We start from the raw sequence: 15,801 nt of genomic DNA on the forward strand, positions 1-15,801 counted from the left end.
AGTATGGTGCACGTTGACCACGTCGCGTTGCCGTGTCACACCCGCGTGAAAGGATCCCGACCATGGCCGTGGCAGAAGTGGGGTTCGTCGAGTACGGGGAGGTCTTCACCCGACGCTGGGTGGTCGAGACCATCCTCGACCTCGTGGGCTACACGGCCGATCGGAACCTGGCCGCTACGACTCTCGTCGAGCCATCGGTGGGCTCAGGGGCGTTCATCGGCCCCGTCGTCGAGAGGCTCGCTGCCAGCGCGACGGCGCACGGCGTGCGCTTCGAGGATCTCGCCGACGCTGTCCGTGGGTATGACCTCCGGCCCCAGCACGTCGAGTCTTGTCAAGCGCTGGTCGCCGAGATCCTGCGCACGCACGGAGCGTCCGACGGCGTCGCGCGTTGGCTGGCGATGACGTGGCTTCGCAGCGCCGACTTCCTCTTGGACGACGCGGACACCCCGGCCGACTTCGTCGTCGGGAACCCGCCATACATTCGCTCTGACGACCTCGACGACGAGACCGAGGCGGCCTACCGCGCGCGATGGACCACGATGTGGGGTCGCGCCGACATCTTCGTCGGGTTCTACGAGCGCGCACTCGCGATGCTCAAGCCTGACGGCAAACTCGGGTACATCTGCGCCGACCGGTGGATGCGCAACGCATACGGTGCGCGCCTACGGGAGCTCGTCGCCGAGCGGTACGCGGTCGAGGCCTTGTGGCAGATGCACGACGTCGACGCGTTCCACGCCGAGGTATCTGCGTACCCGGCCATCACCATCCTTGCCCGGCACGAACAGGGCACCGTGGCCGTCCTCGACACGACGGACGAGTTCGGCCCGCGCGGTGCCGCTGAGGCGCTCAACTTCAGCAAGTCCGGCGCCGACGATGCGCACGGTCACGGATGGACCGGGTCACGGCTGGCTGACTGGTTCGAAGGGCGCGACCTGTGGCCGGCTGGCAGGCCAGCACTGATCCGGGTGCTTGAGCGGCTCAACGAGACGTTCCCGACGCTCGAGGAGACGGGCGGCACGACGAAGATCTCGATCGGCGTCGCGTCCGGGGCGGACAAGGCGTTCATCGTCGACGCGCACGCCGATGTCGAGGCTGATCGTCTCCTTCCCCTCGTCATGGCCGACGACATTCGCGCCGGAACCCTCGGCACGGCTCGTCGACTCCTGATCAACCCGTGGGATGAGCGGGGCGAGCTCGTCGACCTGACCGCGTACCCGCGCATGGCTCGGACACTGGCGGCGCACCCGGCGGTCAAGCGACGCTTCGTCGCGCGCAAGAACCCTGGCCGGTGGCACCGGACGATCGACAAGGTCTACCCGGGCCTGGCCGAGCGTCCGAAGCTGCTTCTCCAGGACATGAAGGCGCAGATCACACCCGTCCTCGAGCCCGGCGGCCTCTACCCGCACCACAACCTGTACTACATCGTCTCGACGGGGTGGGACCTCGAGGTGCTCGGTGGCCTGCTGCTGAGCGAGGTCGCCGAGGCATTCGTCGACGCCTATGGCGTCAAGATGCGCGGGGGGACGCTACGGTTCCAGGCGCAGTACCTCCGCAAGATCCGGGTGCCCCGGCCTGAGGCGATTCCGCCCGAGATCGCGACACAACTGCGGAAGGCGTTCCGAGCGCGAGACCGCGCCGCGGCGACGCGGGCTGCAGAGGCGGCCTACGGCCTGCCCGAGGGAACGATGGCCGCTGTCCGAGGTGTCGGGCCCGGCAGATCACCGTCCTTGTTCGGGTGACGCCGGGGTCAGTACACGCTGTCGGCGACTTCCCTGATCCGCGCCCGTGCCTCACGGTGCATGGTCACGGGAGTTGCGTCGATGACACGGCGGACCATCGTCCCGAGAAACCGTGAAGGGGACAGCGCGGCCGGGATCTTGTCATGCAGGATCTTCACGGCGGGAAGTGCGGCAAGCACTGCATCGACGTCGGAGCTCGGCTCGCTAGGAACGTCCTCGTCTTCCGGTTCGCTCTCGAGCCCGGCGGACACCAGAGGGTTCTCGGCATCGAGGACGTCGTCATCCGCCGGTGCCTCAACGCTCCCGCCGTACTCGATCATGACTAGGCACGTCGCGTGGTACGCGTCGTCCTCACGGCCGAGCTTCTCCAGGAGATCGATCAGCCACTCCGCCTTGTCGGGCTCTTCGTCGAGGATCGTCGAGCGGAGCCCGAACAGGAAGCCCAGCGCTGCGAGCGGGTGACGGAGCCGAAGGTTCTTCGCGTCGCCATACGACTCCTCGACACGGTTCGCCGCGTTCTTCCCGAATGACGAGTCCATGCGCTTGGTCGAGATCAGCAACTCAGGCCCGGTCTGCCAGTCCGTCATGATGACGTCGACCTGCTTGAGGTAGTTCTTCCCGAGGATGCTCGCCGACGACGACGTCACGCCCTGGATCGACGTCTTCGTCGTCAGCAGCCTCGAGATCTCCGCCTGGAGCCGCTTCGGCGCACCATCCATCAGTTTGGCGACGGGCTGCGGCAGGATCCGTGGGTGCGCGGCGCGCGGCCAGACAGCGTCCTTGCCGAAGCCCGCACGTCGGAGTTCGTAGCTCAGCCACACATCGAGAGCGAGCGCGGGCACGCCGGTCGTTGTGGCGGCCTTGAGGTACAGAGGCACACCGAGCAGGCGCTCGAGCGTGTCAAAGTCCGCTGCGTAGGCCAGGAGCCCCTCAGGGTCGATGATCCACGGGTTGCTGTGGGCTCCGTCGAGAGCCGCGTCGGCGACTATGCGATCGAAGTAGGCCCAGGCTCTGGTCTTCACGCTCACGCTGGGCAGCGTAGCGGTTGGCACGGCTCCCGATGCTCCGAAACTGTCGGCACGGCCACGTGACGCACATGAAGTGGCCGACCGTCGAGACAAGCTCGACGACTACGTCGCCGCCGGGCTGTCCGAGGATCGATCAACTCGGTAGCGGCGTTGACGCGCGTAGTCGGCGATTTCGGACCCGATATGAAGGAGTACAAGCGTCGCATCTTCGATGTATCTGGCAATCTCCTTCGCTGACCGGGACTCGTCATCTCTATGGAACAACTCGTCGATCGGCGCATTTGCATGTGCGACGTCGTTTCTGACGCTCGCGAGTTTTGTGATCGATGCATCCGCTGAGGCAGATGGCATCGCGTCGCCACCGATCTCAAGTAAGGACCATACCCGCCTAAGGTGACTTGGCCTAATGGTCCGACCGTCCAGAGGTGGTTGCGGTCCGCTCGATGTGGGCCCTGGCAGTCGAGCGATCTCCGTATCAAGTTCGAGGCGGCTCACTTCGAGGCGGCTTGCCCAATGTGAATCGGCATTGCGCGTGTCCGAAAGACTCTGGAACTTCGAGTGTGCGGCGAGTACGCGAACTCCAGGCACAAGCCGTCGAACCTCCAGGCGGGCGCCATTAATCTCGTAGGAGAGTCCGACGAGGATCTCGCGAACGAGCCGCTCGAGTTCTGCCATCGTCGCCACGACAGCTGCCGCGCGCATCTCCTTGCCCAGGAAGTCATCCTCAGCTAGTCCTGGCATCGACCCATCGGTGAAGCGGAGCAGAAACGCCCGCCATTGGTCCAGTCGGCTTGCGCACTCCTCGGCTAGTTCGACTGCGCGAAGGGCGAGGGGCCTATTCTTCGCCACCGAGGAGTACCTTCGCGCGAGCAATTCTTCGGCGCAGCATCGAACGGGTGTTTGTGCCACCGGTGCTCGAGTCGACGAGCTCGCTATCGTTTAACCAGTCTTGATCTGGCGTAACGAGAGGGACGCCTGCCTCGATCAACTCACCAACCGCAACTGCGCAGGCCTCGAACTGCACCAGAGGTGTGACGTGGGTGTTTCGGCGGAGGAAGGGGCCTTGAATTATGGAAGCGAGATGCTTCATGGTGTCTGCGAAAAGGCGACCCTCGTCCGCGTATGCGAAACTCTTTGATGATTTCTCGACATACGAGTTTAGGAAGTCTGTGACAGCGCCTTGGAAGTTCTCCCGGTAGTTCTTGTATGCGAAGAACTTCAGTGCCTGCTCCGCTGCCGTGCCGTCGCTCTTGTTTGCCTCTTGGAGTTTCAGCAAGCTTGCGAAGTTGGGGTCAGATACCAATCCTTCGAGGAAGTCGATGAAGTCGCCGCGGAACACGGCTGAGCGGACTTCTTGAGGCGACAGCGAGATGGCGCCAGAGTTCAACCGTTCGAAGAGATCGAAGCGAACCTCCTTGTCGCTCTTGTCTGTGAGTGAGATGACTTGCAGGGGCTGGCGGCCGAAGTAGCGCTGGATCGACACCGGCATGTCGCCGAACGCGACGCCATTGAGTTGCGAGAGCTTATCTAGGCCTTCGAGAATGAGTGGAGTCTCTCGCCGGATCGCCTTGAGGTGCGCTTCATCCTCTGCGAGGAACATGATGAGTGTCGAGATGCGTTGGAGGCCATCGACGACCTCCCACTGAAAGTTATCATTTGTGGCGACGAACACGGGCGGAATTGGGAGTCCTAGGAAGACGGATTCGACGAACGTCGAGGCGACGGCTGCAGACCACCTGTACTTCCGTTGGTACGACGGCGCGATGCTAAGCTCGCCGTCGGCGAACATCCGCACAAGCTCGCGGACCGAAAAGCTGACGCTTGACACGTCGACCTTCTTGCGTTCCTTGGTGAGCTGTGCTTCAAGTGCTTCGTAGTCAACGGTCGCTACCACGGCCCGATCCTATGGGTCAGACAGACGGGTTCGCGCGACAAGCGTCGCCCGGCGAGTTGACGCTGTTGGGCGCGGAACGCGGCGAAACGGGCCGCGGCGCCGTCCGCGGATCTCGTGAGGACTTTCCCTACTGACTCAAGCGCGCGGCTTCGCCGCGCGGGCCGGGCCTCCCGGGGCACCACGTTCCGGGGCCCCGCGCTCCGGCGCTTCGCGCCTCCGCGCACCCCGCCCGGCCGGCCCGGCGCACGACAAGCGCGCCGATTCCGACTGTCCCCGAGGCCGCGTCGGATCGTTGCAGCTTCCGGCAGTGTCTGCGTTGGTCGTCGCACGGCTCGCCCCGTCGAGCTCGTCCACCCCCTGGGGACACGTACCGCTCCAGTGTGACACGTACTGTTGACACAACGCACGTACCCCTATATCATTGCACGTATGAGCCTGCCCGGTGGGGGTGAGTCTCGATCACAGGAGGACGACATGAGCACGTATAGGGGTGAGCCGGTCGCCGAGATCGTGCACCTGCGCGAGGTGGACGATGCTGGCGCCAAGCACTTCGAGGGCATTTTCACTGGCGATTGGTTTGACGAGGCCGAGCGGACGGGCCTTCTTCAGCTCAAGGGCAACATCCGTCCTGACTGGCAGACCGGCAGGATGGGCGCGAAGACCAAGCGCAAGGTCGAGCGATGGACCGAGGAGCTGCTCGCGAACAACGCGGTCATGGGGAATCTGAGCGTTCGGTTGGATCCGAGCTCTGCCGTCTACGAGGTCGAGCGGGACGAGGACGGTGACTACACGATCAAGATCTACGAGGGCGCACTCGACACGGGCGTCGACTCGCAGTCCCGCATCACGAGCATCCTCATGGCTCGACGGAACGAGCTCGGTACGTTTCGCGGGAGCACGACGTTCGCCACGCGGATCTGGATCGCCGGAGAAGAGCTCGCTGCGAGAGTTGGATCGGACTACAACACCCGCGGTGACAAGGTGAACGACACCGCGGCGAAGTTTGCTTACCAGGACAACGCTGAGAAGCGCATTGCGCGAACCCTGCTCCAGGACAGCGTCCACCTCGGTATCGACAATGTCGAGGTTCTGAAGAACACGGTCTCCGCCTCCAGCTCCAAGCTGGTGGCTTTCAACACCCTGACCCAGGCGATGGAGAGCTACTGGCAGGGCGACCCCGTGAACCCGGCCGAGGAAGCAATGCAGGCCGCGTTCCTGGTCAAGTTCTGGGACGGTCTCGTCGGCTTCCGCCGCGAGTTTGGGAGGCTCGGCAAGGCTGAGCGCCAGGCGCTTCGCGGAGCCTCCATGGCCGGAACCGCCCTCTCGGTCCATGGCGTGATTGCCGTCGCCAACGCCATCTACACGCAGGGGCTGGACCCGCAGCAGGTGCTTGCGCCTCTGGCCGAACCCGTCTATCACGGCGGCAAGGGCCTGGACTACTTCTCGTACGAGAACCCTGTCTGGACCAAGATCGGAGCGCTTGTTCCGGCCACTGACAAGGGCGGGCAGGACCGCCTCACGCTCCGTATGAGCTTCCAGACGCGCAAGGCCGTGGCGGACGAGCTCATGCGACGCGTCGGTCTCATGCCCGAGGCGTGAAACGGTGGTCGGCCGGGTGCCCACTCGTCGGAAGGCTTGTGAGTGGCGCACCTGCGCTGGCCGCCTGCACCATCTCGCGTCCTGGCGCCGTACCAATACCCGAGCATCCGGCTGACTCCGGCAACCATCAAGGGCGCTTACGGCGTCGCGATGCGATGGGCGAAGCCCACCCTTGACCCTGACCTTCGTCAGTCTCTTGTGCTCCGCTATCGGTGCGGCGCCTCCGAGTGTCCCCACCTCCGGAGTGCGACAGAGGAGTCACGTAGGCGACGCGCATCAGTGACCGCCCTTGCCCCACTCGACGAGCTCGTCGACCTCAGCAGACGTGTACGCGTGCGCGTTCGCGGCGGCCGCTCCGTCGCCCGACGGAATCGGCTCCTGGGCGGCCTGGACGAGGCCGCGGGCGACCAAGGCTGCCAGTGGATCCGCAGGTTCGGTCCCAGCGACAAGGGTCCACCGGTCGTTGACCGCGACGGTGCCTTCTTAGTCTGCCAGCGCCAGAGCCTCCGCCGTGAGTCGTGACAGGAATTGCCGGGTGATGGTCCTCATGTCTGACGTCCTATCGTCAATGCCTGACGTATGAGCATCGACGTGCGTCCGGCCCCGCATCGACAGCCGAGCATCTGGCCGACTCCGACCCGCGTCACGGGTGCCGACGGCGTCGCTGCGCGCGATGGGCCGCGCCCGCCCTTGACGCGGTCAACCGCCAGCGTCCCGTGCTCCGCTACGGGTACCCCGGCCAGCGTTCCCCGCAGATGAGTCTCGGGTGGCCGGATGGTCCACAGGTGCGCGACGTGAGTCGCACCCAGCCCTGGACCGAGGAGGACTGTGATGACCCGTTACCTGATCTCGTTCGACGACGGAGCGATGACCGTCTCTGGCGAGGACCTGGCTGCGGCGGGCGTGGCCTCGCACGCGGTGGTCCGCGCCGCCCAGGCTGCGGGCGTCTGGGTCTTCGGCGGCAGGCTCCAGCGGCAGCGGGCCACCGTGGTCTCGGCCGACGGGACGGTGGTCGACGGGCCGTTCCCCGAGACCAAGGCCGTGGTCGGCGGCTTCTGCGTCCTCGACGTGCCCACGCGCGCCGACGCGGAGGCGTGGGCGGTCCAGTTCGCGTGGGCGTGCCGCTGTGACCAGGAAGTCCGCGAGATCATGGACGACCCCGACGTCTGAGTCCGTCGAGCGCACCCTGGGCGAATGACGCCGCCCGCTACGCCGCCCGCGGCGTGCGCGGCTCGGTCTCGACGGTGGCCGTCAGCGATGGCGACGCGTCGGGGGAGCGGCCGCGGACGTCGTCGGCGAGCGCGCGCAGCAGACCTGGCGCGAAGTCGCGCCCGCGCCGCACACACCAGGGGATCCCCGCCACGATGAGCCACGCGAGCCGGGCGCGGACGGGTGCCGGTGGCGGCGCCGACGGCAGCGAGGCGACCAGGGCCGCGAGGGTGTCGGGGCCTGGCGGCGACGCCTGGGTGCGGCCCGGCGGCACGACGACGGCGGGCCGCACGCCCGGGATGTCGAGCACCCCGGCGCGACCCAGCGTGATCGCCGCCAGCGCCGCGAGCCGCCGGTGCGCGGCTGCGGACGGGTGCACGCGGTCCGAGTGCCACGCGGTGTGGCCGAGGTCGCGCGCGGCCGCCTGGATGTCGACGACGACGACGGCGCCCTGGCGCGGGCGTTGACCGTCGCGGCCGCGTCTCGCCGCCGCCACCTGCTCGACGGTGCGCGGACGCGCGGCGAGCGCGACGGCGTCGACCGTGGCGTTGACGGCCGCGACCCGGGCGCGCATGACGCGGCGCACGCGCGTGGGCATGAGCTCGAACAGGCCGATCGCGGGCAGGCGGGCGAGCACGACCGAGCAGCCGCAGTCGCGCAGCGCGGTGACGGCGGTCGACAGGTCGCGCGCGACGTCGTACGCCGAAAAGTCGGAGCGCAGCACGTCGTTGCCGCCGATGACGAGCGTGGCGACGTCGGGCAGCAGGTCGAGCGCGTGGGGGAGCTGCTCGGTGACCACGTGCTGGGCGCGGGCGCCGTTGCGGGCGAGGTTGACGAACTGAGACGCGCCGGCCAGGTGCGCGAGGTGCGCGGCCCAGCCCGCGCCGTGCGGGGCGTCGCCGCCCGTGGCGTCGCCGACGCCCGCGCTGATCGAGTCGCCCAGAGCGACAATGCGCGGGCCCTGCGCGCCCCGCCGCGCGCCCGCCGCGCCCAGCCCGCCCGGCTCGCCCGGCCCGGCCGGCTCGCCCGGCCCGGCCGGCCCTCCGGACGGCGGGGCCATGGTCACGCGCCGACCTCCGAGAGCTCCCGCGCGCCCACCGCCTTGCCGGAGCCCGTGGCGCCCTCGCCCGCCCGGTGGATCGCCAGCATGGCCGCGCCCGCCGCCGCCCAAGGGAACAGCTCGGCGCGCTCGCGCGCGGCGGCCCGTCGCGCCCCCACCGGTCGGTCGAGCAGGTCGTGCACGGCGAGCGCGATCGCGTCCGGCTCGGGCGCGGCGACCGCCCCGGCGCCGCCGACCACCTCGGGCAGCGCGCTCGTCGCACTCACCGCCACGGGCGTGCCCGAGGCCAGCGCCTCGAGGGCCGCGAGCCCGAACGTCTCGACGGGCCCGGGCGCGACGACGGCGTCGACGCTGGCCAGCAGCGTCGCGAGCCGGGCCCGGTCGGGCACGAACGACAGGAACGTGGCGGGCACCCCGAGGCGTCGCGCACGGCGTTCGAGCGCCCCCGCGAGCGGCCCGGCCCCCGCGACCACGAGTCGCGCCCGTCGCCCGTCGGCGCGCAGCCGCGCGACGGCGTCGACGGCCAGGTCCACACGCTTCTCGCGCGACAGGCGGCTGACGACGAGTACGAGCGCGGCGCCGTCGGGTGCGAGCTCGGCGCGTGTCGCGGCGCGGCACCGGTCGGGGGTGAACGTCTCCAGGTCCACGCCGAGCGGCACGCGGTGCAGCGGCGGCAGCGCGGGGACCCGTCCTCCGGGGATGCCGCCGCGCACGGACCGCGCGCGCCACCGGGCCGCGAGGCGCTCGGCCTCGCCCGCGGCGAACGCGGTGGTGGCCACGAGGTGGTCGAACCTCGGCAGCGTGCGCGCCCCGAGCGCGTCGGCGAACGCGCACAGCCCGGCGCCCACGGGCGGGGTCACGCGTGCGGCGCCCCAGCCGGGCCCGAGCGCGCGCAGCACGCCGTCGACGCGCTCGTGCAGCCACAGTGCGGACGGCACGCCCGCCGCGCGCGCCCAGTCGCCCAGCCCGGTGAGCGTGGTGCGGTCGGAGACCTCGAGGCGGTCGGGCGCGAGCGCGTCGAGCAGTCGCCGCACGCGGGCGGGCCGCGTGACCAGGCGGTAGCCGCCGAGCCCCGGCACGCGCGGGGCGGGCACGGTGACCACCGCGACGCCGTCGTGCCAGGTGACGGCGTCACGCTCGCCCGGGACGACCAGCACGGGCTCGTGCCCGTGGCCGCGGTACTGGCGCGCGAGCGCGTGCATCGCGGTGCGGATGCCACCCGAGCGCGGCCCGTAGAAGTTGGCGACGTGGACGATCCGCATCTCAGACCCCGCTCGCCGTGCGGGCGTGGGCGAGCCGCGCGTCGCGGTAGTGGTCCAGCAGCTCGTCGCACACGGCCGCCCACGTGCGCCCGGTCGCGCGCCGGCGTGCCGCGACGCCGAACGCGCGCCGGCGTGCCGCGACGCCGAACGCGCGCCGCTTGCGGTCGTCGCCGATCAGGTCGACGACGCGCTCACGCATGGCGTCGAGGTCGCCGGGTGGGTAGAGCCATCCGGTGCGCGAGTGGTCGACGATGTCGAGGGGCCCGCCGGCGGCCGGGGCCACGACCGGGACGCCGCTCGCGTGCGCCTCCTGGAGCGTCTGCCCGAACGTCTCGAGCTCGCCGGGGTGGACCAGCACGTCGAGGCTCGCCATGGCGCGCGCGAGGTTGCCGTCGCGCAGCATGCCGGTGAAGACGGCGCCGGGCAGCAGGCGTTCGAGCGGCTCGCGCTCGGGTCCGTCGCCGACGACGACGAGGCGCACGCCGGGCAGGTCGGCCAGCGCGCGCAGGTCCTCGACCTGCTTCTCGGGCGCCAGCCGCCCGACGTACCCGACCAGCAGCCGGCGCCCGGCCCCCACGGCCGCCCGCCAGCGCGCGTCGCGGCGCAGGGGGTGGAACCGGGTGGTGTCGACGCCGCGCCCCCACAGCCGCAGCCGGGGCAGCCCGCGCTCGGTCAGCGAGGCCAGCACCGCCGACGACGGCGCCAGCGTGAGCGTCGCGCGCTCGTGCACGTTGCGCACGCGCCGCCACAGCAGCGGCTCCAGGTGGCGCACGCCGTACCGCGCCGCGTAACCGGGCACCTCGGTCTGGTAGACGGCGACGGTCGGCAGGTGGAGGTTGTCGGCCGCGCGGATCCCGTGCCACCCGAGCGCGAACGGCGAGGCCAGGTGGACGACGTCGGGCCCGAACGCCGCGAGCGTGCGCTGGATGCGGGCGCGCTGGCCGACGACGAGGCGCACCTGGGGGTAGCCGGGCAGCCCGACGGCGCCCATCTCGACCACGGGCGCGCCGGCCACGAACGGGGGCACCACGCCGTCGTCGGCGTCGGGCGCCAGCACGAGGGCCTCGTGTCCGCGGCGCTCCAGGTGCTCCAGCACGCGCAGCACCGAGTGGGTGACGCCGTTGACCTGCGGCAGGAACGACTCGGCGATGATGGCGACCCTCATGGTCCCAGGGCACCAGGGCGGGTTGGCCGGGAGGTACCCGCAGGGCGTCGGGCCGGGGAAACCCCGAAGAACGTCAGTCGAACTCCGCCGGCGTCTGGCTGCGGGAGCCTCAGCGTCCCGGAATGTCGGCTTCCCGGCCCCGGAGTGCGACGTTCCGGGACGCTCGCCGATCAGGCAGTGCGAGCTGGCCCAGCCGCCACACGGCGCCGACGAGCAGCGCCACGAGCGCGAGGTTGCGCAGCGCGGGCACGACCACCATCCAGACCTCGCCGCGCAGGAACTCGCCGTAGGCGATCGGGTAGAGCGTCTGGGTCAGCACGCCGACGCCCAGCATCCCGAGCGCGGGCGGCGACCACAGGCGTCGCGCGCCGGGCCCGGCGAGGGCGAGGGCGGCGGCCACGGGCGGTCCGAGCCAGGCGATGAACTGCGGCGAGCCCACCTTGTTGAACACGATGAGCGCGAGCAGCGTGGCGGCCGCGCTCAACAGCAGCACGTCGCCAGCGAGGTCCCGGCGCCGTCGTGCGGCCAGCCAGGCCAGCAGGCCGATCAGGACGACGGCGATCGGCAGGGCGGCGTCGAGCAGCGAGGCGACCTGACGGGCCGCGGCGCCGTGCACCTCGTAGGTGAAGATGACGTCGTTGTACTCGATGCGCACGTCCGGGTTCCACAGGCGGGCCACGCTGAACGCGGTGGCCGCGACCGACTCGGCCTGCAGCGTGCGCGCCTCCTGCTCGCCGAACACGCTCCACGCGCGCGCCCCGGCGCCGCCGGCCAGCGCCAGCCCGACGACGACGGCGCTGACCACCGCGCCGGGCACGACGACGTCGCGCACCAGGCGCCGCACACCGTGCGCCGTGGCCGCGAGCGCGACGACGACGGCGCCGGGCGCGATCTTGATCCACGCGCCGAGCGTGGCGACGGCGGCCGCGACCGCGGGGCGGCGCGCGGCGAGCAGCAGCGCGATGAGGATGAGCGGCGCGGCGACGCCGTCGAGCCGACCGAGCCAGATGGGGCCGAGTGCGACGAGGAACACGAGCCACCACCACGCGGCGAGGCGGCCGCGCGGGGGTGTGCGCACCAGCGTCCACATCGCGACGGCGTTGAGCGCGATGACCCCGGCCGACCAGACGACCGCGTAGGCGAGGAACCCGGTGGTGCCCGCGGCCGGGGCCGCGATGGGTAGCAGCGCCGCGGCGGGGTAGACCCAGTCGTAGTCGAGCACGGGCCAGTTGCCCGTAGCGAACCCCTGGTGGGCCCACCAGTGGTAGAGCGAGACGTCGCCGAAGATCTCGCCCTGCCAGGAGATCGCGTCCAGGACGATCCACGCGTGGGCGAGGACGAACCCGGTGATCAGGCCCCAGCGGGACAGCAGCACCTCGCCCGCCGCGGCGAGGGCGGCGTGGGAGCGGTCGGTGGTCGGCGTGGCGGGCACCGGCCCATGGTGACAGACGAGCCGACGGGCGGGCTGGGAGCGGGACACAGTGCGCGCGCCGCGGCGCCGAGTTCTCTTGGCCCGCGATCCGCGCTAGTTTTCGGATATCCGAAAAATCGGGGAGGGGATGTGGCCAGCGCACGGGTCTCACGAGATCGCCGCCCACGGCTGCCGTCGTCCGGCGGCGTCGGGCGGGCGCGGTTGGTCACGCTGCTCGGCCCGGCGTTCGTCGCCGCGATCGCGTATGTCGACCCGGGCAATGTCGCGGCCAACCTCACGGCGGGCGCGCGCTACGGATACCTGCTGGTGTGGGTGCTGGTCGCGGCCAACGTCATGGCGGTGCTGGTGCAGTACCTGTCGGCCAAGCTCGGCGTGGTCACCGGGCGCTCGCTGCCCGAGGTGCTGGGAACGCGGCTGCGTCGCCCGGCCCGGCTGGCGTACTGGGCGCAGGCCGAGGTGGTGGCCGCGGCGACCGACCTGGCCGAGGTCATCGGCGGGGCCATCGCGTTGCACCTGCTGTTCGGCGTGCCGCTCGTGCTCGGCGGCGTCATCACGGGCGTGGTGTCGCTCGCCGTCCTGGGCGTACAGCAGCGCCGCGGGCAGCGCGTGTTCGAGGGCGTCATCGTCTCGTTCCTGGTGGTGCTGACCGTGGGCTTCTGCGCCGGGCTGCTGTTCGCGCCGCCCGACGCCGGCGCCGTGCTCGGTGGTCTCGTGCCGCGCCTGGCGGGCGCGGACTCGCTGTTGCTGGCCGCCTCGATGCTCGGGGCCACGGTCATGCCGCACGCGATCTACCTGCACTCCTCGCTCGCGCGCGACCGCCGCCGCCACGACACGGAGGTCCGACGGCGTCAGGGCGTGGCGGTCTCGCCCGCCTCGACCGCGCGCCTGCTCGCCGCGACCCGGTGGGACGTGGCGTGCGCGCTGGTGCTCGCGGGCGGCGTCAACGTGGCGATGCTGCTGGTCGCGGCCGCGAACCTGGCGGGGCGCAGCGGCACCGACTCGATCGAGGGCGCGCACGCGGCGATCCAGGACTCGCTGGGCGGCGCCGTCGCGCTGCTGTTCGCCGTCGGGCTGCTCGCCTCGGGGCTGGCCTCGTCGTCGGTCGGCGCGTATGCGGGGTCCGAGATCATGGCCGGTCTGCTGCGTGTGCGCGTCCCGCTGGTCGCGCGGCGGATCGTGACGCTCGTGCCCGCCGTCGTGCTGCTGGCCACGGGCATCTCACCGACGTGGCTGCTCGTGGTGAGCCAGGTGGTGCTGAGCTTCGGAATCCCGTTCGCCGCGGTGCCCCTCGTGGTGCTCACACGCCAGGGCACACTGCTGGGCGAGTATCGCAACGGCATCGTCACGCAGGGGTTCGCGTGGCTCGTGGCCGCGGTGATCGTGGTGCTCAACGTCGCGCTGCTGGTGATGACGGTCCGCGGCTGACGGCTGCCACCGCGAGGCACCATGAGACGCGGTGTCGCTTGACGTGAGACTGAGTGTCGCATCACGATAGCCCGCATGAGCGCAGCGCAGCCCGTCCTGCCCGGGGTCACGGCCCCCGCCTACGACGTCTCCACACCCCTCGACCTCGACTACGTGGGCGCGTTCGCGCACGCCACGCCCGCCGAGCGCGCGCACCAGCTCGCCGCGCGCGCGTTCGTGCAGGACGAGGTGCTCGGCGTCATCGACGGGCACTGGGAGCGCGCCGAGGTGCCGTTCGGCCTGGTCAAGGGCCTGGCCGAACGCGACCTGCTGCGCGACGGCGTCGACGTGCCCGGGCGGGCGACGGTCTCGGCGCTCGCGGCGGGGCTCGCCGCGATGGAGCTGTCGCGCGGGGACGGCTCGGTCGCGACGATCTGCGGCGTGCAGGGCGGGCTCGCGCTGCGCTCGATCGCGATGCTGGGCTCGGACGAGCAGATCGCGCGCTACGCCGAGCCCCTCGCGCGCGGCGAGATCCTGGCCGCGTTCGCGCTCACCGAGCCCACCCACGGCTCGGACTCGGTCTCGCTGGAGACGACGGCCCGGCGCGTCACGCGCGACGGCGTCGAGGGCTACGTCATCGACGGCGAGAAGCGGTGGATCGGCCTCGGATCGTGCGGCGACCTCGCCGTCGTGTGGGCGCGGCTGGTCGGCGAGGGCGGCGACGGGCAGGTTCACGCCTTCCTCGTGCCGCAGGACGCCGCGGGCTACCGCGCCACGACGATCGAGGGCAAGGTCGCGCTGCGCGCGATCACGCAGGCGCACATCGTGCTCGACTCCGTGTTCGTGCCGCTCGACGCCGCACTGCCCGGCGCGACGTCGTTCCGGGCGGCCTCACGGGTGCTGTTCGCGACGCGGCTCGGCGTCGCGTGGGCCGCCGTCGGGCATGCGATCGCCTGCTACGAGGCGGCGCTCGCGTACGCGGGCCAACGCGTCCAGTTCGGGCGGCCGCTCGCCGCGAGCCAGCTCGTCCAGGAGCGGCTGGCCCGCATGCTCGCGATCGTGACGCAGTCGCAGGTCCTGGTCGCCCAGGTCACGCGCCTGGCCGAGTCTGACGCGCTGACCGGGCCGCAGGCCTCACTCGCGAAGATGACGTGCACGCGCGGGGCGCGCGAGGTCGCCGCCATCGCGCGCGACCTGCTGGGCGGCAACGGCATCCTGCTGGCGAACCGCGTCGCGCGGCACTTCGCCGACATCGAGGCGTTGCACACCTACGAGGGCACCGAGTCGGTCAACGCCCTGATCATCGGGCGCGACGTCACCGGCTACTCGGCGTTCGCGTAGGCCAACGGCGCGGGGCGCGACTCGCGGCGGTGGATGCGCCACCACACGATGAACCCGACGATGGTGAACGCGCCGTAGAACACGTACATCAGGCCGGTCGCGTAGTACCCGCCGCGGAACAGGAGCGGCACGCCGACGGCGTCGACCGCGACCCAGATGAGCCAGAACTCGACCCAGCCGCGGGCCATGCCGTAGGTCGCGAGCACCGAGCCCATAAAGATCCAGGCGTCGGGCACGGGCGCCCAGGAGTGCAGCATCCCGAACACCCAGGCGAAGAACGCCGTCCCGGCCGCCATGGCCAGCACGAGGCCCCCGCGCTGACGCCACGAGGCCCAGGTCGGGTGCACCGCCACGGCGTTGGCGCCGCCCTCGCGTCGGGTCTGGCGCCAGCGCACCCAGCCGAACACCGAGACCGCGATGAACATGACCTGACGGCCCGCCTGGCCGAGCATGTCGGGGTGATCCCCGGCGATGCCGAACCACGAGCCCAGGAACACGGTGAACAGCAGCACGTTGCCCAGGATCCCGACGGGCCAGGCCCACACCTTGCGCCGCATCCCGCCGAGCGCCGACGTCATGCCGATGACGTTCCCGACGATCTCGCGCCAGTACATGGACTGGTCGCCGATCGTCAGCTGAGCGTCGAACAGGTGCTCGAAGATCCCCAT

14 protein-coding genes are annotated in these 15,801 nt (G+C 70.8%); 5 read left to right on the forward strand and 9 right to left on the reverse strand.

From position 1 onward, the window contains the following. The first annotated feature begins 62 nt into the window (after positions 1-62). A complete protein-coding gene (locus EV386_RS15950; RefSeq protein WP_130416291.1) occupies positions 63-1,739 on the forward strand; it encodes an Eco57I restriction-modification methylase domain-containing protein in 1,677 nt (558 codons plus the stop codon). A gap of 8 nt (positions 1,740-1,747) precedes the next feature. Here the strand turns inward: EV386_RS15950 and EV386_RS15955 are convergent, their stop codons facing one another. The 3 genes from EV386_RS15955 to EV386_RS15965 form a co-directional block, all read right to left on the reverse strand. Beyond that, a complete protein-coding gene (locus EV386_RS15955) occupies positions 1,748-2,767 on the reverse strand; it encodes a hypothetical protein (RefSeq protein WP_242608006.1) in 1,020 nt (339 codons plus the stop codon). A 102-nt stretch (positions 2,768-2,869) separates the two neighbouring features. After that, on the reverse strand, positions 2,870-3,616 hold the full coding sequence (locus EV386_RS15960; RefSeq protein ID WP_130416292.1) for a hypothetical protein: 747 nt from the start codon (positions 3,614-3,616) through the stop codon (positions 2,870-2,872). Next, complete coding sequence (locus tag EV386_RS15965) at positions 3,603-4,661, reverse strand: DUF262 domain-containing protein (protein ID WP_207216555.1); 1,059 nt, start codon at positions 4,659-4,661, stop codon at positions 3,603-3,605. The genes EV386_RS15960 and EV386_RS15965 overlap by 14 nt, the downstream gene beginning before the upstream one ends. 474 nt (positions 4,662-5,135) lie before the next feature. Here EV386_RS15965 and EV386_RS15970 point away from each other — a divergent pair, with 474 nt between their 5' ends. Continuing rightward, positions 5,136-6,260, forward strand: a complete 1,125-nt coding sequence (locus EV386_RS15970; RefSeq protein WP_207216556.1) for a ParB N-terminal domain-containing protein — start codon at positions 5,136-5,138, stop codon at positions 6,258-6,260. A gap of 276 nt (positions 6,261-6,536) precedes the next feature. Here the strand turns inward: EV386_RS15970 and EV386_RS18880 are convergent, their stop codons facing one another. Next, the gene (locus EV386_RS18880) at positions 6,537-6,671 is read right to left on the reverse strand and encodes a hypothetical protein (RefSeq protein WP_278025453.1); all 135 of its coding nucleotides are present in this window, start codon (positions 6,669-6,671) and stop codon (positions 6,537-6,539) included. Positions 6,672-7,091: 420 nt separating this feature from the next. On the opposite strand from EV386_RS18880, the gene EV386_RS15975 reads away from it, so the two are divergent. After that, complete coding sequence (locus EV386_RS15975) at positions 7,092-7,430, forward strand: YciI family protein (RefSeq protein WP_130416294.1); 339 nt, start codon at positions 7,092-7,094, stop codon at positions 7,428-7,430. A gap of 37 nt (positions 7,431-7,467) precedes the next feature. On the opposite strand, the gene EV386_RS15980 is transcribed toward EV386_RS15975, so the two are convergent. From EV386_RS15980 to EV386_RS15995, 4 genes are all read right to left on the reverse strand, one after another. Further along, on the reverse strand, positions 7,468-8,529 hold the full coding sequence (locus EV386_RS15980; RefSeq protein ID WP_242608114.1) for a GDSL-type esterase/lipase family protein: 1,062 nt from the start codon (positions 8,527-8,529) through the stop codon (positions 7,468-7,470). Between the two features lie 2 nt (positions 8,530-8,531). Continuing rightward, entirely contained in the window at positions 8,532-9,791 is a 1,260-nt protein-coding gene (locus EV386_RS15985; RefSeq protein ID WP_130416296.1) for a glycosyltransferase, read from the reverse strand. Position 9,792: 1 nt separating this feature from the next. Next, entirely contained in the window at positions 9,793-10,956 is a 1,164-nt protein-coding gene (locus EV386_RS15990) for a glycosyltransferase family 4 protein (RefSeq protein WP_130416297.1), read from the reverse strand. Between the two features lie 109 nt (positions 10,957-11,065). After that, complete coding sequence (locus tag EV386_RS15995) at positions 11,066-12,388, reverse strand: glycosyltransferase 87 family protein (RefSeq protein WP_130416298.1); 1,323 nt, start codon at positions 12,386-12,388, stop codon at positions 11,066-11,068. 129 nt (positions 12,389-12,517) lie between these two features. On the opposite strand from EV386_RS15995, the gene EV386_RS16000 reads away from it, so the two are divergent. Continuing rightward, the gene (locus tag EV386_RS16000; RefSeq protein ID WP_423218982.1) at positions 12,518-13,813 is read left to right on the forward strand and encodes an Nramp family divalent metal transporter; all 1,296 of its coding nucleotides are present in this window, start codon (positions 12,518-12,520) and stop codon (positions 13,811-13,813) included. Between the two features lie 75 nt (positions 13,814-13,888). Next, positions 13,889-15,133 carry an acyl-CoA dehydrogenase family protein gene (locus EV386_RS16005; RefSeq protein WP_130416299.1) on the forward strand — a complete coding sequence of 415 codons (1,245 nt, stop codon included), beginning with the start codon at positions 13,889-13,891 and terminating at the stop codon, positions 15,131-15,133. Here the strand turns inward: EV386_RS16005 and pnuC are convergent. Then, complete coding sequence (gene pnuC / locus EV386_RS16010) at positions 15,115-15,801, reverse strand: nicotinamide riboside transporter PnuC (RefSeq protein WP_130416300.1); 687 nt, start codon at positions 15,799-15,801, stop codon at positions 15,115-15,117. The genes EV386_RS16005 and pnuC overlap by 19 nt on opposite strands.

This window comes from Xylanimonas ulmi (assembly GCF_004216535.1).
GTDB classification, from domain to species: Bacteria; Actinomycetota; Actinomycetes; order Actinomycetales; family Cellulomonadaceae; genus Xylanimonas; species Xylanimonas ulmi.